This is a genomic window from Glutamicibacter sp. X7, assembly GCF_054889245.1.
On the sequence record NZ_CM142678.1, the window covers coordinates 1583499 to 1605813 of the forward strand.

Annotated in this window: 20 protein-coding genes; 16 read left to right on the forward strand and 4 right to left on the reverse strand. The window is 58.4% G+C overall.

From position 1 onward, the window contains the following. Window positions 1-81: 81 nt before the first annotated feature. Genes ACYU0X_RS07705 through thiL form a run of 3 tightly spaced genes read left to right on the forward strand, consistent with a single transcriptional unit; the run spans window position 82 to window position 4513 of the window. Window positions 82-1839 carry a dynamin family protein gene (locus tag ACYU0X_RS07705; RefSeq protein ID WP_461902648.1) on the forward strand — a complete coding sequence of 586 codons (1758 nt, stop codon included), beginning with the start codon at window positions 82-84 and terminating at the stop codon, window positions 1837-1839. 1 nt (window position 1840) lies between these two features. Further along, window positions 1841-3472: a GTPase family protein gene (locus ACYU0X_RS07710; protein ID WP_461902649.1), complete on the forward strand. Its 1632-nt coding sequence runs from the start codon at window positions 1841-1843 to the stop codon at window positions 3470-3472. Between the two features lie 6 nt (window positions 3473-3478). After that, window positions 3479-4513: a thiamine-phosphate kinase gene (thiL, locus tag ACYU0X_RS07715; protein ID WP_461902650.1), complete on the forward strand. Its 1035-nt coding sequence runs from the start codon at window positions 3479-3481 to the stop codon at window positions 4511-4513. 19 nt (window positions 4514-4532) lie between these two features. On the opposite strand, the gene ACYU0X_RS07720 is transcribed toward thiL, so the two are convergent. Then, a complete protein-coding gene (locus ACYU0X_RS07720) occupies window positions 4533-5255 on the reverse strand; it encodes an IclR family transcriptional regulator (RefSeq protein WP_309407481.1) in 723 nt (240 codons plus the stop codon). 114 nt (window positions 5256-5369) lie between these two features. Between ACYU0X_RS07720 and leuC the strand changes: the two genes are divergently transcribed. The 6 genes from leuC (at window position 5370) to ACYU0X_RS07750 (ending at window position 11973) form a co-directional block, all read left to right on the forward strand. Further along, entirely contained in the window at window positions 5370-6818 is a 1449-nt protein-coding gene (gene leuC, locus ACYU0X_RS07725) for a 3-isopropylmalate dehydratase large subunit (protein WP_461902651.1), read from the forward strand. Window positions 6819-6833: 15 nt separating this feature from the next. Further along, window positions 6834-7436 (forward strand): 3-isopropylmalate dehydratase small subunit, encoded by a 603-nt coding sequence (leuD, locus tag ACYU0X_RS07730; protein ID WP_459275555.1) that lies wholly within the window; start codon window positions 6834-6836, stop codon window positions 7434-7436. 256 nt (window positions 7437-7692) lie between these two features. Beyond that, window positions 7693-9012, forward strand: coding sequence for a UDP-N-acetylglucosamine 1-carboxyvinyltransferase (murA, locus tag ACYU0X_RS07735; protein WP_461902652.1), 1320 nt, complete (start codon window positions 7693-7695; stop codon window positions 9010-9012). 15 nt (window positions 9013-9027) lie between these two features. Continuing rightward, on the forward strand, window positions 9028-9801 hold the full coding sequence (locus tag ACYU0X_RS07740; protein ID WP_461902653.1) for a lysophospholipid acyltransferase family protein: 774 nt from the start codon (window positions 9028-9030) through the stop codon (window positions 9799-9801). A 24-nt stretch (window positions 9802-9825) separates the two neighbouring features. Next, window positions 9826-10860: an NAD(P)H-dependent glycerol-3-phosphate dehydrogenase gene (locus tag ACYU0X_RS07745; RefSeq protein ID WP_461902654.1), complete on the forward strand. Its 1035-nt coding sequence runs from the start codon at window positions 9826-9828 to the stop codon at window positions 10858-10860. Then, window positions 10861-11973, forward strand: a complete 1113-nt coding sequence (locus tag ACYU0X_RS07750) for a D-alanine--D-alanine ligase family protein (protein WP_461902655.1) — start codon at window positions 10861-10863, stop codon at window positions 11971-11973. Window positions 11974-12042: 69 nt separating this feature from the next. On the opposite strand, the gene ACYU0X_RS07755 is transcribed toward ACYU0X_RS07750, so the two are convergent. Beyond that, entirely contained in the window at window positions 12043-12519 is a 477-nt protein-coding gene (locus ACYU0X_RS07755) for a DUF3515 domain-containing protein (protein WP_461902788.1), read from the reverse strand. Between the two features lie 116 nt (window positions 12520-12635). On the opposite strand from ACYU0X_RS07755, the gene ACYU0X_RS07760 reads away from it, so the two are divergent. The 4 genes from ACYU0X_RS07760 to rsmD all read left to right on the forward strand — a co-directional run bounded on the left by ACYU0X_RS07760 (window position 12636) and on the right by rsmD (window position 17507). After that, complete coding sequence (locus ACYU0X_RS07760) at window positions 12636-13697, forward strand: LCP family protein (protein ID WP_461902656.1); 1062 nt, start codon at window positions 12636-12638, stop codon at window positions 13695-13697. Window positions 13698-13789: 92 nt separating this feature from the next. Next, complete coding sequence (locus tag ACYU0X_RS07765; RefSeq protein WP_461902657.1) at window positions 13790-14692, forward strand: DAK2 domain-containing protein; 903 nt, start codon at window positions 13790-13792, stop codon at window positions 14690-14692. Next, window positions 14682-16865 carry an ATP-dependent DNA helicase RecG gene (gene recG, locus ACYU0X_RS07770; protein ID WP_461902658.1) on the forward strand — a complete coding sequence of 728 codons (2184 nt, stop codon included), beginning with the start codon at window positions 14682-14684 and terminating at the stop codon, window positions 16863-16865. The genes ACYU0X_RS07765 and recG overlap by 11 nt, the downstream gene beginning before the upstream one ends. Before the next feature lie 48 nt (window positions 16866-16913). After that, a complete protein-coding gene (rsmD, locus tag ACYU0X_RS07775; protein ID WP_461902659.1) occupies window positions 16914-17507 on the forward strand; it encodes a 16S rRNA (guanine(966)-N(2))-methyltransferase RsmD in 594 nt (197 codons plus the stop codon). Here the strand turns inward: rsmD and ACYU0X_RS07780 are convergent. Continuing rightward, complete coding sequence (locus ACYU0X_RS07780; RefSeq protein ID WP_461902660.1) at window positions 17475-18257, reverse strand: spermidine synthase; 783 nt, start codon at window positions 18255-18257, stop codon at window positions 17475-17477. The genes rsmD and ACYU0X_RS07780 overlap by 33 nt on opposite strands. Beyond that, the gene (locus tag ACYU0X_RS07785) at window positions 18254-19468 is read right to left on the reverse strand and encodes an aminotransferase class I/II-fold pyridoxal phosphate-dependent enzyme (protein ID WP_461902661.1); all 1215 of its coding nucleotides are present in this window, start codon (window positions 19466-19468) and stop codon (window positions 18254-18256) included. Before ACYU0X_RS07785 ends, ACYU0X_RS07780 begins: the two co-directional genes overlap by 4 nt. Before the next feature lie 114 nt (window positions 19469-19582). Between ACYU0X_RS07785 and coaD the strand changes: the two genes are divergently transcribed. The 3 genes from coaD (at window position 19583) to ACYU0X_RS07800 (ending at window position 22233) form a co-directional block, all read left to right on the forward strand. Further along, the gene (gene coaD / locus ACYU0X_RS07790; protein WP_309407458.1) at window positions 19583-20050 is read left to right on the forward strand and encodes a pantetheine-phosphate adenylyltransferase; all 468 of its coding nucleotides are present in this window, start codon (window positions 19583-19585) and stop codon (window positions 20048-20050) included. Window positions 20051-20162: 112 nt separating this feature from the next. Then, window positions 20163-21044: a UTP--glucose-1-phosphate uridylyltransferase GalU gene (galU, locus tag ACYU0X_RS07795; RefSeq protein ID WP_461902662.1), complete on the forward strand. Its 882-nt coding sequence runs from the start codon at window positions 20163-20165 to the stop codon at window positions 21042-21044. 127 nt (window positions 21045-21171) lie between these two features. After that, on the forward strand, window positions 21172-22233 hold the full coding sequence (locus ACYU0X_RS07800; RefSeq protein WP_461902663.1) for an LCP family protein: 1062 nt from the start codon (window positions 21172-21174) through the stop codon (window positions 22231-22233). Window positions 22234-22315: the final 82 nt, after the last annotated feature.

Below are 22315 nucleotides of genomic sequence, written 5' to 3' on the forward strand. Positions count from 1 at the left end.
GGTCCAAGCTTCGGCTTGGGCCATTTTTTGATTCTGCCACGTTGCCCCTTTCCTACCATCCGATAAGGCAAGATGGTGATTATGGAAGTCACTGGCGGGAAGTCGAAGGACACATCACAGCATCCGGCGGAGCCCACCTGGCTGCTTCAAGCAGTCGATGAGCTCGAGACGGCGCTGGGCCGAGTGCGCATCGTAGGTGAAGACCCAAGCGCAGTTGAGCTCAAGCGCACTATCAAGCAGGTCACTGACCAAGTCGGGGATTATGTGCGCCCACGCATCGACAGCCTTGATGCGCCGTTAGTGGTGGTACTCGGCGGATCAACTGGCGCAGGCAAATCCACCATCGCCAACTCTCTACTCCGGCAACGAGTGAGTATCTCCAGTGCCGTGCGGCCAACCACGCGCGTCCCGGTCCTTATCTGCCATCCACAGGACAAAGTGTGGTTCGAAAACCAACGCGTATTTCCCGGGCTCACCAGACTTTACGGATCGGTCAGTCAAGATTCCGTCGCCCCGGGCGGAAATCAATCCATTCAGATCGTCACCGACCGCTCAATGACCCCCGGGTTGGCCCTGGTCGATGCCCCCGATATAGATTCTGTCTCGGCGGCGAACCGGCAGCTAGCCGGGCAGCTCATGGCCGCCGCCGACATGTGGCTATTTGTCACCACCGCCAGCCGCTATGCAGATGCAGTGCCTTGGAGTGCCTTAGACGAGGCGGCGCAACGCAACATTACGATTTCGGTGGTACTCAATCGTGTGCCGCCTGGTACCGAAGCCGAAGTGCGCGAGGACCTGCAGCGGTTACTGACTGAACGCAACCTGCGACCAACCCGCTTGCATCTTGTCCTTGAGCAACCCCTCGATGACGAGGGATTCCTCCCCGGCGGCGAAGTCACGGAACTGCGGACGCAGTTGGAGGATCTGGCCAGCGATGCTCAGGAGCGTAAGCGCATTGCTCAGCAGACCCTTGCCGGCGTTCTTACCAAGCTCACCGCCACAGTGCATGAAATACAGAACGATCTGGCCGCCCAGGAACAGGAACTGCGAACCCATCACGACACGGCCCAACAGTATTTCGACCGAGCCCGAGAGCGCTCACTACAGGTCGCTGGAGATGGAAGTCTCTTGCGCGGCGAAATTCTGACCCGGTGGCAAGATTTCGTTGGTACCGGTGAGTTTTTCCGGGGCGTAGAAGGCTTTATTGGCCGATTGCGTGACAAGGTAGGCTCCTACTTCAGCGGTCGCGAGCAAAGCCCGCAGAAAGTCGAGCAGGCGATCGAAAGTGGTATCCACACGATTATTAGTCGTGAGATTGGCGAGGCTGCCAGAGACACCGAACGCCAGTGGGGCCAGACCGCGCTTGGCCGTGTACTGAACGCTGAAGCACAGAATCGATGGCGCATTGAGGACCTGGACGAGGCAACGACTCAACTGGTGCGGAACTGGCAGCGCGACATCCTCGATATGATCCGCGCCGAAGGTGCGGGAAAACGAAAGACTGCACGCTTGGCCGCCTTCGGCGTCAACGGCGTCGCCGTGGTGCTTATGGTGGTGGTCTTCGCCTCCACCGCCGGGCTCACCGGACTAGAAGTTGGAATTGCCGGCGGGTCAGCAGTGGTCGGTCAGAAGCTGTTAGAAGCCATTTTTGGGGAAGAAGCGGTGCGCCGCATGGCTGCCACGGCGCGCGCCAGTCTCGAATCGCGAATCGCAGAGGTGGTTGATCAATTCGCCACGCCTTATCTCGAGAGCTGTGAAGCACTCGAGCAGGGAGAGCTCCTGCGTGCCGTGAACACCGCCAATCAGAGCCTGATCGAAAGTCTCAGCCGTGATAACTAAGATGAAAACTCAGAAACGTCGCCAGGCCTTCCACGACCAAGTGTCCCGGCTTTCGGCCGCGCTCGAGCTGGGCTACGACTACCTCCCGTCCGAGATTCAACAACGCACCGGTGAGGTGCTTGAACGTGTACAGCAACGCCGGCAGCTCTCGGCAGAACACACCGTTATCGGCCTGTTCGGGGCTACCGGTAGCGGCAAATCCAGTCTCTTTAATGCCCTGACCGGAACCGACCTAGCTCGGCCAGGGGCTCGTCGTCCCACGACTACCCGCACATTGGCCGCGGTGTATAAAGCCGAAGGAACTCAGGAACTACTTGACTGGCTACAGGTCAATGAGCGGCAGGAACTTACAAAGGTCAAGGGACCATTAGCCAAGACCAAAGCTCGCCAAGATGCGGGTCTGATCCTCTTGGATCTTCCAGACATGGATTCAATCGAAGAATCCCATCATGAGATGGTCCGCCGACTCTCGGGACAAGCGGATTTCATGATTTGGGTGCTCGACCCACAGAAATACGCCGATGCCTCGATCCACGAGCATTTTCTGCATAGCCTGATGCCGCAACGCAATAACGTGATTGTCGTTCTGAATCAGATCGACCGGGTGGCGTCCGCCGACCGGGCTGCGGTGCTTGATTCGCTACGCAAAACTCTCGAGGCAACGGGATTCTCCGGGGTTGAAGTTCTCGCGGTCTCGGCCACGACGGGAGAAGGACTCGAGGAACTGTCTACCCGCATAAATTCGGTGGTTTCACAACACGATCAGGCGATTCGCCGGCTACGGGTCGATGTCGATCAACTCGTCCATGATCTTGATGAGCACCTGACCGTTTCGCATCAGGCATCGGTTCCGGCGGCAGAGCAGCACGTGCTCGAACGTACGGTAGCCCAAGCACACGGTACTGAGAAAATTGCGGATGCGTTGGCTGCTTCCTACCGGTTGGACGCCGCACGCAATACCGGGTGGCCACTGCTCTCCTGGATGGTCAAATTCAAACGCAACCCGTTGAAATCCTTACAGGTCCAGAAGTCCGGGCCGGAGTCCGAGTTGCGATTGTCGTCCCGCCCTGAACTTTCACCGGTGGAGCAGGCAACTGTCGATAATGCGCTCGACGCCTACACGGTCTCCTCGGTAGGTCAGCTTCCACCGCAGTGGCAACAAGCCGCGCAGACCAGCCTGCGTGAACCGCGGGAGCGTTTGAACGACGAAATCGATCGAAGTATCGTGGGCACTCCCTTGGGGGCCGATAAGGGGTCATGGTGGTGGCCAGTCTTTAAAGTGATTCAGTGGTTGTCTTTGGTTGTGGCGCTCGGCGGTGCGTTGTGGCTCGGGGCCGTGGCATTGGCTGGGTACTTCCAATTTGAGCTTCCACCCACGCCCCGGGTCGAGGGCATCGCCATTCCGACCCTCATGGTGTTAATCGGAGTCCTCTTAGGAATCGTTCTTGGCGTTTTGACGGGGCTTCTACACCGATTGGTCGCTAAGATTAAGAAGCGAACCGCTTTGAACCGACTCAACAAGGCTGTGGCCTTGGTTCTTCAACGAGTGGTGATAGCCCCCATCACTGCACACCTCACCACTTACAACGAATACGCGGCTCTTGTGCGAGAAGCAGCGCGAAAGGTCGAATAGATTTCTGTGTCAAGCAACGTTTCGGACGAATCTCCTTCCGTCGCCGATCTCGGCGAGGCAGGGATCCTCAGTAGGATCCAACCCTTGCTCGCTGCCGGGGAACCGGTGCTGGGCCCGGGTGACGATGCCGGAGCTTTGAAGGTGTCTGGGGGAGAGATCCTGGTCTCCACCGACACCATCACCGAGGACCACGACTTTCGGCTCAAGTGGCCCAGCGGCTACCGGCACAGCGCTTTCGATATCGGCTGGAAATCGGTGGCCCAGAATCTCTCGGATATCAACGCCATGGGCGGTAAGGCCACCGGCTTGGTAACTTCGCTATCCATGCCGGTCGATACCAAGTTGTCTTGGGTTGAAGACATTGCCCGTGGCATGCGTGCAGCGCTCGACGCGTTCGGTGCCAGCGAGGTCAGTATGCTAGGTGGAGATCTTGGGCGTTCGGCTCAGATTTCGGTCACCACCACCGTTCTGGGTGAAGCTCTCGAAGGCAAGGTACTTCGCAGTGGGGCTCGCACCGGCGATGTTGTCGCCTTAGCTGGGCGGGCGGGTGTCGCCCAGGGTGGGCTGAGCATTCTTGAAGGTGACGTACCGCCCAGCCAGTGGACCCGAGGAATGCGCCGTCTGGTCGATGGGCAATGCCGACCGCAGCCACCACTGACCGCCGGGCCGGCGGCAGCTCTGGCGGGAGCCACCGCCATGTTGGACGTCTCTGATGGGCTGGTCAGGGATCTGGGTCGTCTCGCCAAGGCCAGCGGAGTCAGCTTCGAATTGGATTCCGTGGCACTTCAAGATTTGTGCGCGAACCTAGCTCATCAGGCACAGCAACTAGGGCACGACCCACTGGACTGGGTGCTCTACGGCGGTGAGGATTTCGGGCTGTTGGCAACATTTGCCAGCGCCGAAGCGGTACCCGAAGAGTTCGTTGTCATTGGGCGCGGTATGCGCCCGGCAGGTCGCCGAGCCTGCGTGAGCCTCAACGGTGTGAACCTGAGCAATGGCAAAGGCTTCGACCACTTCGAGAGTGGATCGCCCAAGGCCTAGGATTCTCGGCGGAGGGGCGCTACTTTTCGGATTGTGCGCGCAGCAGTTCTGAGAGTTCGTTGGCGGTCTGCACCACTGCTTCGTGGTGAATCTTGCCGGGCTGGCGGGTTAGCCGTTCGATCGGGCCTGACATGGACAGGGCGGCGATAACGCGACCGGACTGACCGCGAACCGGAGCCGATACCGAGGCCACCCCGGGCTCGCGTTCCCCAAGGGATTGGGCCCAGCCGCGGCGGCGAACGCCAGCTAGGATCGTCGGGGTGAAGCGGGCGTGCCGAAGCCCCTCGATGAGCCGGTCATTGTCTTCCCACGCCAGGAGGACCTGGGCTGCTGATCCAGCCTTCATGGATAGTTGTGTCCCCACCGGGATGGTGTCGCGCAGACCGACAGGGCGTTCGGCGCTGGCGATGCAGACGCGGAACTCACCCTGCTTGCGGAAAACCTGCGTGCTTTCACCGGTGAGATCTCGCAGTTTGATCAAAAGTGGGCCCGCTGCCGAGACCAAACGATCTTCACCGGCGGCACTGGCCAATTCCACTAGACGACTGCCCAGTTCAAAGCGACTATGAATATCGCGACCCACGAGCCCGTGGTGGACGAGGGACTGCGCGATGCGATGCACGGTTGGGCGGGAGATTCCGGTAATCTCGACCAGCTGAGCCAAGGTGGTGGGACCGTTCTCCAGTGCATTGATAATGGCTACAGCCTTATCTAGGACACCGACGCCGCTGTTAGTAGTCATAGCTTCAGTATCATGTCTCAATATTTGAGATGCAAGTCCAGATACTGGAAAAGTCACTACGTTAAGTGTCAAGGTTGAGGTGTTGTAAATACTTGTAATTGAGGAGTGTGTCGCATGTCTGCCGAGCAGTCGCCACAGACACTGGCCGAGAAGGTTTGGAACGCCCACGTGGTGCGCCGTGGTGAAGGGGAAGGCGCCGCGCGCCAGCCCGATCTGATCTACATTGACCTGCATCTGCTACATGAAGTCACCTCGCCCCAGGCTTTCGAGGGACTGCGTTTGGCCGGCCGCAAATTGCGTCGCCCGGACCTGACCATCGCGACCGAGGATCACAACACTCCGACCTTAGATATCGACAAGCCCATTGCGGATCTGACCAGTCGCACCCAGATCAACACCTTGCGTGAAAACTGCAAGGAGTTCGGTGTCCGGTTGCATTCGCTGGGCGATAAAGAGCAAGGCATTGTGCACGTGGTTGGCCCTCAGCTGGGCCTGACCCAGCCGGGGATGACCGTGGTGTGCGGTGACTCGCACACCTCCACCCATGGCGCTTTCGGTGCATTGGCCTTCGGTATCGGCACCTCGGAAGTCGAGCACGTGATGGCTACGCAGTCCTTGAGCTTGAAGCCTTTCAAGACCATGGCAATCAACGTCGAAGGTACGTTGAAGCCCGGTGTGACCTCCAAAGACATTATTTTGGCCGTCATTGCCAAGATCGGCACCGGTGGCGGACAAGGTTACGTGCTGGAATACCGTGGGTCGGCGATTCGCTCGTTGTCCATGGACGCACGCATGACCATCTGCAACATGTCCATTGAGGCCGGCGCCCGTGCGGGAATGATCGCGCCCGATGAGACTACGTTCAACTACGTCAAGGGCCGTCCGCACGCACCTGAGGGTGAGGACTGGGATGCCGCCGTTGAGTACTGGAAGACGTTGCGTAGTGACGAGGGTGCTTCCTTCGACGCGGAGGTCTTCCTGGACGCCGATGAGCTGGAGCCCTTCGTAACCTGGGGCACCAACCCGGGCCAGGGTGTTTCGCTCTCCTCCAACGTACCGAGTCCCGAAGACTTCGAAGACGAGAACGACCGTCAGGCCTGCGCGCGCGCACTGGACTACATGGGCTTGACCGGCGGCACCAAGATGAAAGACATTCGCGTCGATACGGTCTTCCTCGGTTCCTGCACCAACTCCCGCATGGAAGACCTGCGAGCGGCGGCCGAGATCATCAAGGGGCGGGAAAAGGACCCCCAGGTTCGCATGATTGTGGTTCCCGGTTCGGCTCGAGTGCGACTTGAGGCCGAAGCCGAAGGCTTGGACCAGATCTTCAAGGACTTCGGTGCGGAATGGCGTTTTGCCGGCTGCTCGATGTGCTTGGGGATGAACCCGGACCAGCTCGCCGAGGGGGAGCGCTGCGCCTCGACCTCGAACCGCAACTTCGAGGGACGCCAGGGCAAGGGCGGCCGTACCCACCTGGTCTCTCCACTGGTGGCCGCCGCAACCGCCGTTCGCGGCACACTGTCCTCGCCCTCTGACCTGGCCAACGTGCCGGTCTCCGTCTAAGGAAGGAACACCCTCATGGAAAAGATCATTACCCACACCGGTATTGGTGTTCCGCTGCGTTCGAGCAACGTAGACACCGACCAGATCATCCCGGCCGTCTACCTCAAGCGCATCACCCGTACCGGATTTGAGGACGCCCTGTTCGCCGGCTGGCGCCGCGATGAAAACTTCATCTTGAACCAGGAAGCCTACAAGCACGGCAGTGTCTTGGTTGCCGGCCCAGATTTCGGTACCGGTTCCTCGCGCGAGCACGCGGTTTGGGCGTTGAAGGATTATGGATTCAAGGCCGTGCTTTCCTCCCGCTTCGCCGATATCTTCCGTGGGAACTCGGGCAAGCAAGGTCTGGTGGCCGCCGAAGTAGCGCAGAGCGACATCGAACTGATCTGGAAGGAGCTGGAGAACAATCCGGGAACTCAGATCACCGTGGACCTCGAATCGCGCACCGTGCAGTGCGGGTCGATTTCTGCGCCGTTCCAAATCGATGACTACACGCGGTGGCGTCTGATGGAGGGTCTGGACGATATTGGATTGACCCTGCAGCACGAAGATGCCATTGATGCCTACGAATCGCAGCGTCCAAGTTTCAAGCCGAAGACGCTGCCAGCGAAAACCGCATAGCGCGTCACTACCAACGCACCGGGACCTCACGGGTGGAATAACCACGGGGTCACGGTGCGTTGCGCTTTTTAAGCAACGATGCTCGGCGCAATCCGCATGGCATCAGTTTGCTGAAAGGCTGCTCACAAAATGGCGCCACGCCACTTCTGGTGCGGGGGCTGTTGGTCCCGGACGGTAGACTTACTTAGTCTTGCGTCATTTGCCCGTCATCGGGGCTAGGCAAGCTCAAACGAACTACGTGATGAGGTTTTCATTCATGGGTAAGATCCTGACGATCCATGGCGGCGTGCCGCTGGTAGGCACTGTACGAGTCGGTGGAGCCAAGAATTTGGTTCCGAAGGCTATGGTGGCAGCCCTGCTGGGCAACAGTCCTTCGGTGTTGCGCAATGTGCCGGAAATCAAGGACGTCGCCGTTGTTCGTAGCTTGCTCGAACTGCACGGTGTCTCCGTGACTCAGGACCCCGACTCGGGGGATCTGACCATGGACCCGGTGAACGCTAAGACGGCTTCAAATCAGGCTATTGACGCTCACGCGGGGGACTCGCGTATCCCGATCCTGCTCTGCGGCCCGCTGATCCATTCCATCGGTGAAGCATTCATTCCCGATCTGGGTGGCTGCCGCATTGGCGACAGGCCAATTGACTTCCACCTTGAGGTGTTGCGCGAGTTCGGCGCCACCGTGATCAAGGACGATACCGGTATCCGCCTACTCGCCCCGAACGGCCTGCAGGGCGCCAAGCTGGAATTGCAGTACCCGTCGGTGGGAACCACCGAACAGGTCCTCCTCTCGGCCGTTCGCGCCAAGGGCGTTACCGAGGTGCGCAACGCGGCCATCGAACCGGAAATTCTCGACCTGATTTCGTTGCTACAGAAGATGGGCGCAATCATCTCCGTGCATCGTGACCGCATCATTCGCATCCAGGGTGTCGATAAGCTCACCGGCTACGACCACAAGGCACTGCCGGACCGTAACGAGGCCGCCTCGTGGGCTTCGGCCGCGCTGGTTACCAAGGGCGACATTTTCGTCCAGGATGCACAGCAGCGTGACCTGACCGCCTTCCTGCACGTCTATCGACAGATCGGTGGCGAGTTCGAAGTGAAGACCAATGGCATCCGGTTCTACCATCCCGGGGGAGAGCTAAACCCGCTGGTGCTCGAAACCGACGTACACCCCGGGTTCATGACCGACTGGCAGCAGCCCTTGGTCGTTGCTTTGACCCAGGCCAACGGCGTTTCCATCGTTCACGAAACCGTTTATGAGAACCGTTTCGGATTCACCGATGCCCTCGTGCGCATGGGATCCACCGTTCAGGTCCACACCGATTGCCTCGGGTCCAACCCCTGCCGCTTCGGACAGCGCAACTTCAAGCACTCGGCCGTGGTGGTAGGCCCCGCCAAGCTCAAGGGTGCCGACATCGATGTTCCCGATCTGCGCGGCGGCTTCTCGCACCTGATTGCGGCCCTGGCCGCCGAAGGCACCAGCAAGGTCACCGGGATTGAAATCATTAACCGTGGTTATGAGCACTTCACGGAGAAGTTGGCCGCTCTCGGCGCCAACATCGAACTGAGCGCTTAAGGGAAACGAGCGGTAATGTCACCCAATGCGAAATCCCGCGAGCCTCGCAAGACACGCGTGCTGTTTTCGGTCATGGCCGGAATTGTCCGTCCCATTATGAACGGCCTCATCGGTCACACCTGGAAGGGCTTTGACAAGTTCCCCTCCGGCGGATTTATCCTCTGCCCGAATCATCTGACGGAGATTGACCCTCTCGTCGTTGGCCATGCGGTCTACTCCAACGGCCACATTCCACGCTGGATGGCCAAGGAGTCACTGTTCAAGCCACCGGTACTCGGTTGGGTGATGAAAACCTCCGGCCAGGTTCCAGTGGCCCGCAGTTCCTCGGGCGCTGCACGCTCGTTGCAGGCAGCCAAAGAGGTCCTCGACGCTGGCGGCGTAATCATCATTTACCCTGAGGGCACGCTAACCCGTGACCCGAACCTCTGGCCGATGGTGGGTAAGACCGGGGCGGCTCGCTTGGCCCTGCAAACCGGCGCACCCGTAGTTCCGGTGTCGCACTGGGGTGACCAAGAACTACTGCCGCGCTATTCGAAGAAGATGTTCCTCTTCCCGCGCAAACGGGTGAATGTCACCGTCGGACCCGAGGTTCAGCTCGATGACCTGCGCGGGGGTCCACGGACTCGAAAGGTGCTCCAAGAAGCCACCGATCGTATTATGGACGCCATCACCGCGATCCAAGCCGAACAGCGCGGGGAAGAACCCCCGGCCGAACGCTGGGATCCGGTAGCCCATGGGCAAGCGAGCACTGGACGTAGCTTCGAGTCCGGACCTTCTGCCGACCAATAGTCACTACTGAACAAAGGACGAGCCGTGAGCCTACCTCTGCCACGAAAGATTGCAGTAATGGGTGCCGGAAGTTGGGGTACCACCTTCGCCAAGGTATTGGCCGATGCGGTACGGCAGCACGAAATTCCGGTGCATATTTGGGCCCGCCGTGATGACGCTGCGGACGAGATCAATACCCGGCATACGAACTCTCGCTACCTCCGGGAGACCAAACTTCCGCAGAACATCAGCGCTTCGTCTTCGGCACCTGAGGTGTTGCAAGGCGCAGACCTCGTCGTGCTCGCGATCCCTGCCCAGTCGCTTCGCGAGGAACTGGGACGCTTTGTTGAATTCTTGGAGCCAAACGTCGTCCTTCTCTCCCTGATGAAGGGCCTCGAACGCGGCACCGACCTGCGCATGAGCGAGGTCATTACCGAAGTCACCGAGCTACCGGCGGACCGCATCGCCGTGCTTTCGGGACCGAACCTCGCCATGGAGATTGCCCGCGAGCAGCCGACCGCCTCCGTGGTTGCTTGCAGCGACGAAGACACCGCCAGCTGGATCGCTCAGCTGTGCTCCGCTCCGTATTTCCGTCCTTACACCAATGATGATGTTCTCGGTGTTGAACTTGGCGGCATCGTGAAGAATATTGTCGCCCTCGCCGTGGGCATGTGCGATGGCATGGGCATGGGGGATAACACCAAATCCACCGTGATTACCCGCGGGCTTGCGGAGACGACCCGCCTGGTGTTGGCCCTCGGAGGGCGCCTTGAAACGCTATCGGGTCTGTCGGGGCTCGGTGACCTGGTGGCGACGTGCTCCTCCTCGCTGTCGCGCAACAATACCGCGGGACGCTTGCTCGGTCAGGGCCTGTTCCTGAACGAGGTCAATGATCGTATGTCGCAGACCGCCGAAGGCATCAAATCTGCTCGAGCCGTCCTAGACCTGTCGCGAACACATTCGGTAGAGATGCCTATTACCGAGGCCGTGGTGATGGTCCTTGAAGGCAGCCTGAGCGTCGAGAACATGGCGGCTCGTTTGCTGTCACGCGAGCTGAAATCAGAAGGGGAATCCAACTAGATGACTGAGACTAAGCCGCGTATCCTGATCCTCTTCGGAGGGCAGTCTTCCGAACATTCGGTCTCCTGCGTGACTGCCGCCGGCGTACTAAAGGCCATCGACCGTCAGCGTTTCGACGTTGTCCCCGTCGGTATCACCCGTAGTGGGGATTGGACCTTGATCGAGGCCGACGCTCAGGACTGGACATTGACTGGTGGAAAACTGCCGGAAATTTCCTCCGTCACCACTCCGGTACAGCTGGTCCGTGAAAATGATGCAGTGGTACTGCGGACCCTGGCAGACTCTAAAGTCGAGAACTTGCACACCATTGATGCCGTGTTCCCGCTATTGCACGGTCCCTTTGGTGAAGATGGAACAATCCAAGGATTCTTTGAACTCAACGGGGTGCCCTACGTAGGTTCTGGGATCGCTGCCAGTGCGATCGGCATGGACAAGCACTTCATGAAGATCATCTTCGAAAGCGCCGGCTTCGCCGTCGGCCCGTACGAGGTTATTACGGCCAAGCAGTGGGCTCAAAATAGCGACGAATGCCTGCTGCGGTGTGCTGCCTTGCAGTTCCCACTCTTCGTGAAGCCTGCTCGCGCGGGCTCCTCGGTCGGGATTAGCAAGGTCGACTCCGCCGAAGGCCTGCGCGCGGCGATCGAAATCGCTCGCGCCGAAGACCCGAAGGTCATCGTGGAGCAGGGGATATCCGGCCGAGAAATTGAGTGCGGAGTCCTCGGTGGGCGTGGCACACAACCTTCGCGTGCCTCTTTCCCGGGCGAAATTGCCATGACGGACTCGGAGCATAGTTTCTATGATTTCGAAGCGAAGTATGTCGATGGGGCTGCGGCCCACGTTTCGTGCCCGGCGGAATTGAGTGAAACGGCCATCGACGAGGTTCGAGAGCTTGCGGTGCGTGCTTTCGACGCCATCGACGGCGAAGGTCTGTCACGTGTGGACTTCTTCTACACGCCACAAGGGCAGTGGATCATCAACGAAATCAACACCATGCCCGGGTTCACCCCCTCGAGCATGTACCCCCAAATGTGGGCTAAAACCGGGGTTGCCTACCCCGAACTGATTCAGGAACTGATCGAACTGTCCCTGGAACGGAAGACCGGGCTACGCTAAGGCACGCAAGAAGGGACCGGCGGCACAGTGCAATGAACTGTGCCGCCGGTCCCTTATTGCATAGGTCGATTAGTTCTTCAGCTCAACGTCTTTGTCCACCGACAGGCACTTTTTCTGTGCCGGAATCTTAGCGGCGGCATCAGTTAAGGTCGCCAGCACCGTGCTCGAAGGAATCTCTTGTGGATTAAGTACTACCTCGGTCGCAGGGGTGCGTCCATAGGTCGTCAGAGTCCACACCCCGTCGTCGCCTTCGCGTGCAATCCAATCCACCCCGTTTACGGTGACACACGGATCGGTGGTCGGAGGCGGCACCGGCACACCACAGCGCAAGATTACTTTGGCCGGGTCTCCCCAAGCCGAAGTAGCCTGTGAATTCGTGGTACGCCGTTCATATTCATCGATGAACTGCGGCATAACCACCATCATCTCGGCACACAGTGGGTTCGCGGCATCAGCCGCCGGTTCTACCGAGGCAATAGGAGCACACCCGCTGAGCAGGATAGAGCCCGCAAGCACGGCGCCCAGGGTTTTCCTAGATTTGTGAATTCCATGGGTGAAATTGCGTGATGCTGAACGCTTCAAGTTGAAATCGGACACTTTTACAGCGTACCGCTCGTTGGTGCCGATAAGATGAGTTGAGCTCGAAGTGTGAAAGGTAGCATATGTCTCTCGATGAGTTTGGTTCGACCGAAACTCGCCCTCGCAATTCCAAGAAGAAGGGCAAGGGCAAGGCGGTCATTATTGGCGTCATTGCCTTCGTATTAATTGCTGCATTGGCCGCCGCCGCCTACGTGTTTTACATCGGGCGCACCTTTGACACCAAGACGCAGAAAATCGCAGAGGTTTTCCCCGCCGAAGAAACGCGTCCGGAAGTCAAGGAAGAGTCCAAGGGCGCCAAGAACATCCTGTTGCTCGGTAGTGACACCCGTGCCACTCGCGACGGCGATGAAGAAGAAGGCGAGTTTGGTGAGCTTCCCAATGGTGGACGTTCGGACACCATGATGCTCGTGCACATCCCTAAAGATCATTCCAATGTCTATGTCACCTCGATCATGCGTGATACATGGTTGGACATTCCGGGAGTAGGCACCGCGAAGATCAACCGCGCCTTTGCCAGCGGCGGGGTGCCCAAGGCTGTGGAAACCCTCGAAAACCTCTTTGGCGTGCGCATCGACCATGTTGCGTCCATTGATTTCGAAGGTTTCAAGGGACTGACCAATGCGCTGGGCGGGGTTACGGTCAACAACCCGATCGCCTTCCGCCAGTCGATTACCAACGGGATGTATTTCCCGAAGGGTGAGCAGACCCTCGATGGGGAACAGGCGCTTGCCTTTGTCCGCGAGCGTAAGTCCTTCCCAGGAAGCGACTACCAGCGTGTGAAGAACCAGCAACTGTTCGTACGGGCGATGCTGGGTCAGATCATATCCAAGGAAACCCTGAGCAATCCGGTGACCATCTCCAACGTGGTCAATGAATTTGCGCCGTACATCGCCGTCGATGAGTCGCTCAACGCCGGAGCAATTGCCTCGATGGCCTCGCAGATGACTGGCGTGCGCCCGGGTGACATGGAGTTCTTCACCCTGCCTAATAAGGGCCCGGGACGTTCGCCGGATGGCAAGCAGTCGATCGTGGTTCCAGACATGGCCGTGATCGAAAAGTTCGGTGAAGCGTTGCAACAGGATAAAATGCAGGAGTTTGTGGATTCCACCGACCTGACGCGCTAGGCACTGACCAAAGGACTGTTTCGCCAATGACTCTCAAACTCGATACATCTGTGCGTGCCCTCCATACGTGGTTGACACGCAGCGTTGAGAGCTTGGCGAATCATTCCGACCGGCTAAACGCGATCAATGTCTTTCCCGTCGCTGATGGAGACACCGGAAGTAACCTGTATCTCACCGTGCGTGCCGGTCACGATGCGGTCAGCGAATTACAGACCGAAGATCTGGGCGGATTCCTTGAAGTCGCGGCACGTGCCGCCATGGAATCCGCTCGGGGAAACTCGGGCACATTGCTGGCGGTTTTCCTCAGCGGCTTGTCCGAGCCGTTGCGTGGGCAAGAACGATTGACCGCACCGTTGCTGGCGTTGGGCCTTGAGCGTGCCAAGGTTCGCTCTTGGTCGGCGCTGAGCGAGCCGGTTGAGGGCACCATGCTTTCGGTGATCAATGCCGCCGCCTTAGCTGCGACTACGAACCTCACTCACCTGAAACAGGACCCAGATAGCAAAGCAGCCGTCGATACGCTGCTCACTCAAATCTCACAGGCCGGCAAAATTGCTGTACACGGTACACAAAATGAACTGCCGAGCTTGAGTGAGGCTGGGGTCGTGGACGCCGGGGCCGTGGGCATGCTGCTCATGATTGACGAATTGCGTGCGGCGGTCCGTGGCACCGAGGCCGATCTGCATGGCTACGATGCTTTTCATGGCTATGGGGTGCAGGCAGCCCGTGTGCACTTGAACGCCGAAGGCGATGAAGGTGTCGAGGTGATGTGCACAATCACCCTGGATGCTCTTAAAGCGGCCACACTGCGAGGACAGCTCGACAGTGTGGGTGACTCGGTGATCCTCTCACCGGTCAATGAAGTATCCGAAGAAGTCTATCGGTGGCGCATTCACGTACATGTGCCCGATTCGGAGCAGGCTCTCGAGCTCATTCGTGCTCAGGGGGATCCGGTGAATGTTTCCGTAACCGACCTGTGCCACCACGATGCCAGCTGAGCAGCTCTCAGCGCTCGGGCAAGATCTGGACGCCGTACTCGGTACTCGGAACGCCCGTGAACTAGAAAAAGCTTTTGGTTACCAGACGGTTGCCGATCTACTGGGTCATTTTCCGCGGCGCTACGTCGATGTTGGTGAATTGACCAAGATCTCCGACCTTCCGCTGGGTGAACATGTCACCATCGTGGCTCGTGTGGTGAACGTGTCTCAGCGCCAAATGCATTCGCGACGCGGCTTCATTGTGGAGGTCAGCGTCAGCGATGAACTCTCCTACGCCGGTGACGAACTGCGGATGACTTTCTTCAACGGCTATCAGGCGCGCAATGATTTGCGGCCGGAAACTGTGGCGATGTTCTCGGGCAAGGTTGGCTGGTATCAGGATCATCTTCAGTTAAGCCAGCCCGACTATGCGATTCTTGAGGATCCCGAGGACGCTGAACCGCGTCCCATCCCGATCTACCCGGCCACAGCGAAGATGCCCAGCAAGAAGATTCGCGACTTCGTGCAATTACTCTTTGAGCGCTTGGACGAGTCCGATGTTCCTGAACCTCTACCCGCGGAACTGTTAAGTTCTCACGGATACCCCAGACGCTTTGCAGCGTTCCGGGATCGTCACATGCCGCGAGAATTGCCGCAGGCTTACCGAGCCCGGCAGCGGTTTGCCTTCGAGGAGGCATTTCTCCTTCAACTGTCGTTGGCCGAGCGAAGCCGCTTACTGAGTACCCAGCCGGCCAGCGCGCGCCGACCCGTGACGGGGGAGCTTGCCAGCAAGTTTGACCAACGCCTGCCCTTTACGCTCACCGACGACCAGCGGCGTGTTGGCGAAGAAATCTCCGCCGATCTCAGTTCGAATCGCCCCATGCACCGGCTATTGCAGGGTGAAGTCGGTTCCGGCAAAACTTTGGTGGCCTTGCGGGCCATCCTTCAGGTGATTGATGCCGGGGGACAGGCTGCCCTACTGGCACCGACTGAGGTCCTTGCCGCCCAGCACTTCGAAACCATCCGCCGCATGCTCGGCCCGTTGGCCGACCCGGGGCTGTTCGGGGAAGGGGAAGGCACCGGTGTGGCCCTCTTGACGGGTTCAGCCAAGACGGCGCAGCGACGCGAGGCCCTGCTGGGCATTGCCAGCGGTCAAACCGGGCTAATTATTGGGACTCACGCCCTGCTCAGCGAACACGTGAATTTCGCCGATCTTGGCTTGGTCGTCATTGACGAACAGCATAGATTCGGCGTTGAACAACGAGATGCTCTTCGTGCAAAGAACGGCCAGGCTACTCCGCACACGCTCGTCATGACCGCTACGCCCATTCCACGTACCGTGGCCATGACGGTGTTCGGCGACCTCGAAGTCTCCACCATTCGGCAATTGCCTGGTGGTCGTGCCCCGATTCGTACGCACATCGTGCCCATGCAATTACCGGCCTATCGCGACCGCCTGTTTTCACTGGTTCGTGAGGAAGCGACGAAGGGCCATCAGGTCTATGTCGTCTGTCCTCGCATTTCGGAAACCAATACGGAACAGGCCGCTCTCGTGGAGTTGCCGGAAACCTCGGCAGGCGAACCAATGAGTGTTGAGTCCATGTACGGGCTGATGACCTCGATGGAACAGTTCACCGGGGTAACGATCGAAGTACTGCATTCGCAACTTGGCGGTACCGACAAGCAGGAAGTCATGGACGAGTTTGCCGCCGGAGATATCGATGTCTTGATCTCTACCACCGTGATTGAGGTCGGCGTCGACGTTCATAACGCCACCTTGATGGTGATCATGGACGCGGAACGCTTCGGTATCTCTCAGTTGCATCAGTTACGCGGTCGTGTGGGTCGTGGCGGACTGCCGGGTACCTGCCTGCTGACTACCTGGCTGGACGCCGACCACCCCTCGGTGACCCGGCTGCGTGCCATCGAGTCCACCGTGGACGGATTCGAACTGGCCGAGGCGGACCTCGCCGAGCGCCGAGAGGGCAATATTCTCGGTGTCCAACAGTCGGGCTCGCAGTCAGCACTGCGTGAACTCAGTGTGCTCAAGGACCGTGAATTGATCGAGCGCGCCCGCGCCGACGTGGGGATACTGGCCGGTGATCGTCGTTGGCCGCAACGGTACCCGTTGCTGCGCGTTGCCGCAGACACGTGGTTGGACGAGGCCACCAGAGCCTACCTAGACAAGAATTAAGCGGACCCTGAAGGCAGAACCGCACCAATACATACGAGGAGTTACGTAGTGAGTCGAATTGTCGCCGGCGTCGCTGGGGGAACGGTACTCAAGTCCGTCCCCGGAGATGCAACCCGACCCACCACGGATCGGGTCAAGGAAGCGCTATTTTCCAAGCTGGAAAGCTGGGATGTGCTGGCCCAAGCGCGGGTGCTCGACCTCTATGCGGGATCGGGCGCTCTCGGCCTGGAAGCGGCTAGCCGGGGTGCGCGCAGTGTGGTGCTCGTTGAGAAGGCACCGAAGGCGATCGCCGTGTGCCAACAGAATGCTGGGCTCGTGAATTCCGCACTACGTGCATCCACGGTCAGCGTGCAGCGCGGATCGGTGGACAGCGTCCTTGATTCCTATTTTGACGAGCATGCCGACACCCCGAAGCGCACCTTTGACGTGTTCTTCCTCGACCCGCCTTACCCCATGGGCGAAGCCGAGCTGAATGCGACGCTCGAACGGGTGCTCCGCATCGCGGAGCATGAGGCAACAATCGTGGTGGAACGCTCGAGCCGATCGCCCGAACCTAACTGGCCAGCGGGACTGGAGCTGATCACCAGTAAGAAATATGGGGAAACCCAACTATGGTTTGCCGAACCGGTCCAAACCAACTGAGTGCCTGATCTCGGACGGGAAAGGCCCGGACTGTTCGCAGAGCTCGATGAGCTCGGGCGCGGGTCTCGTGTTCGTGGCCATCAAGACAAGGTTGCCCGGGTAGCGGCGGGTAAACATGTCAGGGGTAGAGGACAGCATCACGAAATCAAAGGTGCACCGCCCAGCGGCGACCTGCCGATCGGTGAAACGTAGTGGTGGGTCATCCCCAATATTCACAAAGAGCAACCCATCCGGGGTCAGGCTCTGCGCCAACTCGCGGTAATATTCCGGAACCGTAAGGTGCTCGGGCGCCTCGGGCCCACTGAAGATATCCACGATAATGACGTCGAATTTCTCCGAGGCCAACTGTTCGTGGAGTACTTCGCGGGCGTCGGCGGTAATGCTGTGCACTGCAGCCCCGGCAGGCAGGGGCATGTAACGCATGACGAAATCAACCAGTTCGCGTTCAATATCGACCACCACATGCGTTGAATCGCTCAAACTCACACTGGCCCACCGCGCTAACGTCAGCGCGCCAGCTCCCAGATGTAAGAACCTCAGGCCACTGCGTTGTCCGCGCAAAACACATATTTGATTCGCAATACGCGCCAGGTATTCGTAGAAAACTTCCTCTGGATGGCGCAGATTCACATGGGATTGCTCCGCGCCCCCGATGGATAGGATCTTAGCGCCCTCCACATAGGTGTCTTCTTCGATGGTGGCATGCTGCTGTACAAAGGAAAGCCATCGTTTTGGCGGTGAAACGCTCATGAGTGCGTCACCAGCTGTGGCAAACGCTGTAACCGGTGCACCGCTTCCGCGATAACGTCCTCGCGCTTGCAGAAAGCAAATCGCAACAGCGACCGGTAGGGGCCACGGTTCTCTTCATGGACGAACACGGAGAGTGGAATCGCCGCGACACCGACCTCTTGAGGCAGACGCCGCGCCAAATCTTGGGCATCGCTAAATCCTAGCTCGGCGACGTCGGCGACAAGGAAATACGTGCCGCGAGGCCGAAGGACATGCAAGCCGGCGGCTTGAAGGCCGGCAGCTAACTCTTCACAGCGTTGCCCCAACTGGTTGGCAAACTGAGTATAGAAAGTGTCTGGCAGGGCCAGAGCCTGCGCAACCGCCGGCTGAAACGCGGGGCCCGAGGAATAGCTCAGGAATTGCTTGACCGTGCGTACCGCCTCGATGAGGTTCGCCGGGCCGGTGGCCCAACCGACCTTCCAGCCGGTGAATGAAAAGGATTTGCCTGCCGAGGAAATAGTTACGGTGCGTTCGAAACCGCCTGGAAGCGTGGCGATTGGAATATGGCCGACGCCGTAGGTGAGATGCTCATAAACCTCATCGGACACGATGACGCAGTCGTGGCGATGCGCCAGTTCAACTAGTACTTCAAGAACTTCACGGTCAAAGACGGCACCGGTCGGATTATGTGGATTGTTCAGCACGATCAGCCGCGTGCGGTCCGAGACTGCGGCACGAAGCTCGTCGAGGTCGGGTGTGAAGCTGGGATAGCGTAACGAAACCGTCCGGTGAATGCCTCCTGCTAGGGAAATCATGGCCCCGTAGGAGTCATAATACGGTTCGAAGGTGACAACCTCATCGCCTGGTTCGACGAAGGCGAGGATTGACGCAGCAATAGCTTCGGTTGCACCGGTGGTGACCACCACTTCAGTGGCAGGGTCGAGCACATAGCCGTAAAAACGGTGTTGGTGGGCCGCGATTGCTTCACGTAACGGGGCGATCCCAGAACCTGGCGCGTACTGATTAGCGCCCTGCTCGATAGCTTGTACCGCAATTCTGCGGATCTCTGCCGGTCCTTCGGTATCGGGGAATCCTTGGCCGAGGTTCACCGCCTGATGTGCCGTGGCCAGGGTGGTGATTTCTTCGAAGATCGTTCCGCCGAGCTGACCCGCAGCATTGAGCAGATTGGCACCAGTTGCGGCGCGATACCAGGGAGCAGGGCTATGCGTCATGTATCCATTATGGGTGCGAAAACGAAGGCGGGGCGAATATGGCCAGTTGGGCACAGCCGAAACGATCGACGTCGTAAACCGGGATTGACGCTCACTTCTTGGTAGATTCGCCATATGCGTAGAGCTGTATGCCCAGGATCTTTTGACCCTATCCACAATGGCCATCTTGAGATTATTGCTCGAGCGGCGAGCCTCTTTGATGAGGTGATTGTGGCCGTTTCGACGAATCATTCCAAAAAGTACCGCTTCAGCGAAGACGAACGTGTGGCCATGGTCACAGAAACGGTAGGTGGGTTGCGAGGAGTCGTTGCCATGCCCATGGGCCAAGGCTTGCTGGCCGATTTCTGCAAGGATCAGGGCGCTGAGGCCATTGTGAAGGGGCTACGTAGCACCGTCGACTACGCCTACGAGATCCCAATGGCCACGATGAATCGCCATCTAACTGGAGTCGAAACGGTGTTCCTCCAAGCTGACACTCGGTTTACTCATTTATCGTCTTCACTATTGAAGGAGGTCCAGTCCTTGGGTGGCGATGTCGATGAATATTTCCCGAGGGCGGTCCTGCGCCGATTGTTGAAGTAAGGCAATCGAAAGCTCATTAGGCGCTGGCATGGAACGTCAATGACCTAAAATCATATTAATTGTCCCCTACATTTGAACGGTTGGTTTTACACCTATGGCATCTGCAAAGCGCATGACCAAAGCGGTAATCCCGGCGGCGGGTCTGGGTACGCGCTTCCTCCCTGCGACCAAGGCAATGCCCAAAGAGATGTTGCCTGTGGTGGATAGGCCCGCGATTCAGTACGTGGTATCCGAAGCGGTAAACGCTGGCCTGAATGACGTTCTGATGATCACCGGCCGGAGCAAGCGCGCACTAGAGGATCACTTCGATCGCGTGCCCGGTCTCGAGATGGCTCTCGAAGCTAAGGGAGACCAGAAGAAGCTTTCGTTGGTGCGCGAAGCTACCGGCCTGGGGGATATTCACTATGTGCGTCAGGGGGACCCTAAGGGCCTTGGCCACGCAGTATTGTGTGCCAAACAGCATGTAGGTAACGAACCTTTCGCCGTTCTGCTCGGCGATGACCTCATCGATGCTCGCGATGAGCTACTCACCATCATGATTGATGTTCAGGAGAAAACCGGCGGTTCGGTGATCGCACTGATGGAAGTTGACCCGCAACAGATTAGTGCTTACGGCTGCGCAGATGTTTCGACTGTTGAGGGTGAGGACTTTGTCAAAATCAATCACCTAGTCGAGAAGCCCAGCATTGAGGAAGCACCGAGTAACCTCGCGATTATTGGACGCTACCTACTGCATCCGCGCGTCTTTGACGTACTCGAGCAAACTAAGCCGGGGCGCGGTAACGAAATCCAGCTTACCGATGCACTTGAAGAGCTAGCCTCCGCCGAAGGCGAGGGCGCTGGAGTGCACGCCGTGGTTTTCCGTGGGCGCCGATACGATACCGGTGACAAGCTCAGCTACCTGCAGGCTAACGTGGTGCTAGCCGCGGAACATGAAGATCTTGGGGAAGACTTCAAAACCTGGGTCAAGGAGTACGCTAAGACTCTCGACTAGGTCAGTGTCAGGTCCGCTCACCTGGAGCTCCGGGTGAGCGGACCCCACCCGGGTAGTAATCACCAGCCAAGCTCACGTAGGTTGGCCGGCGGCGCACGTGTGCGTGCGTAAGGTATTGGGGAACAACTTGAATAATCAGAATACCGAGGTCTTCACCTCGCGTAGCGCACAGTTTGGGGCCGAACGCAAACGTAAACGTCGTGTTCGGTCCATCATTCTGTCGATTGTCGCGGTCGTACTGATCGCAGGTGTGGCGGCTGGGGCTTACGTCTGGTCTCTAAGTAGCAATTTCAGTCGCAAGTCGAACACCGTAGCCTTGGATTTCTCCAAGGAACAACAAGAGAATCGCCCCGTGAAGGATCCGGACGATGGGTCTATGAACATCCTCATGCTCGGCGTCGATCATAGCGACGAGGCCGACAACGGCGCGGACTCTCTCAAGGGTCCTGCTGGTCAACGAAGCGACTCGATGATGCTGGTGCATATTCCCGAAGATCGTAGCCAGGTTTACGTCATGTCAGTGGTTCGAGATCTTTGGGTTGAGATTCCCGGGCACGGGATGAACAAGTTGAACTCCGCGATTTCCTTCGGCGGTGTCCCGCTTCTGATGCAGACGCTAGAGGGAATGTTCGATACCAAAATCGATCACGTCGCGATGATTGACTTCGAAGGCTTCCGCGAACTTTCGACGGCCCTCGGTGGAATTAAAGTCGATAATGAGATTGCCTTCACGGCCAATGACACGGACTATTTCTACCCTGAAGGTGAGATCACGCTCGAAGGCGACCGTGCGCTACGCTTCGTGCGTGAGCGCAAGTCATTCATTGACGGTGACTATCAACGTGTGAAGAACCAGAGAAAGTTCATAGCAAGCGCAGCGAGCCAGTTGCTATCCCGCGAGACGTTGACGAATCCGGTCAAGCTCTATGAAATTGTCGATAAGGTGGCGCCATATCTGACACTTGACGAGGATTTCGATGCCGCCACTTTGGTCGGGTTGGGACAGCAACTCTCAGCGGTCGATCCAGAGCATATGGCCATGTTCACGATTCCAACCGCCGGTAGTTCAACCTCGCCAGACGGGCAGTCCATTGAACTAGCCAGCGAACTAGCGGTCGCGCAGATTTCCGAAGCGTTGCAGACCGACACTATGGGCGAATATTTGAAGGCACACCCACCAGCCGAGTGACGTTCGTCGCGTACTGGGTGCCGAATCGAAGTGTTTGCGGCGTGCATAAGCAGTCGTGCCACCTCGATCTATTAGACTTTGA

Coding starts and splice junctions, on each gene's coding strand:
- murA (WP_461902652.1), top strand. CDS start 7,693: ATGGGTAAGATCCTGACGATCCATGGCGGCGTGCCGCTGGTAGGCACT.
- recG (WP_461902658.1), top strand. CDS start 14,682: ATGCCAGCTGAGCAGCTCTCAGCGCTCGGGCAAGATCTGGACGCCGTA.
- galU (WP_461902662.1), top strand. CDS start 20,163: ATGACCAAAGCGGTAATCCCGGCGGCGGGTCTGGGTACGCGCTTCCTC.
- ACYU0X_RS07785 (WP_461902661.1), bottom strand. CDS start 19,468: ATGACGCATAGCCCTGCTCCCTGGTATCGCGCCGCAACTGGTGCCAAT.
- ACYU0X_RS07750 (WP_461902655.1), top strand. CDS start 10,861: ATGACTGAGACTAAGCCGCGTATCCTGATCCTCTTCGGAGGGCAGTCT.
- leuD (WP_459275555.1), top strand. CDS start 6,834: ATGGAAAAGATCATTACCCACACCGGTATTGGTGTTCCGCTGCGTTCG.
- coaD (WP_309407458.1), top strand. CDS start 19,583: ATGCGTAGAGCTGTATGCCCAGGATCTTTTGACCCTATCCACAATGGC.
- leuC (WP_461902651.1), top strand. CDS start 5,370: ATGTCTGCCGAGCAGTCGCCACAGACACTGGCCGAGAAGGTTTGGAAC.
- ACYU0X_RS07720 (WP_309407481.1), bottom strand. CDS start 5,255: ATGACTACTAACAGCGGCGTCGGTGTCCTAGATAAGGCTGTAGCCATT.
- ACYU0X_RS07710 (WP_461902649.1), top strand. CDS start 1,841: ATGAAAACTCAGAAACGTCGCCAGGCCTTCCACGACCAAGTGTCCCGG.
- ACYU0X_RS07780 (WP_461902660.1), bottom strand. CDS start 18,257: ATGAGCGTTTCACCGCCAAAACGATGGCTTTCCTTTGTACAGCAGCAT.
- ACYU0X_RS07705 (WP_461902648.1), top strand. CDS start 82: ATGGAAGTCACTGGCGGGAAGTCGAAGGACACATCACAGCATCCGGCG.
- ACYU0X_RS07740 (WP_461902653.1), top strand. CDS start 9,028: ATGTCACCCAATGCGAAATCCCGCGAGCCTCGCAAGACACGCGTGCTG.
- ACYU0X_RS07760 (WP_461902656.1), top strand. CDS start 12,636: ATGTCTCTCGATGAGTTTGGTTCGACCGAAACTCGCCCTCGCAATTCC.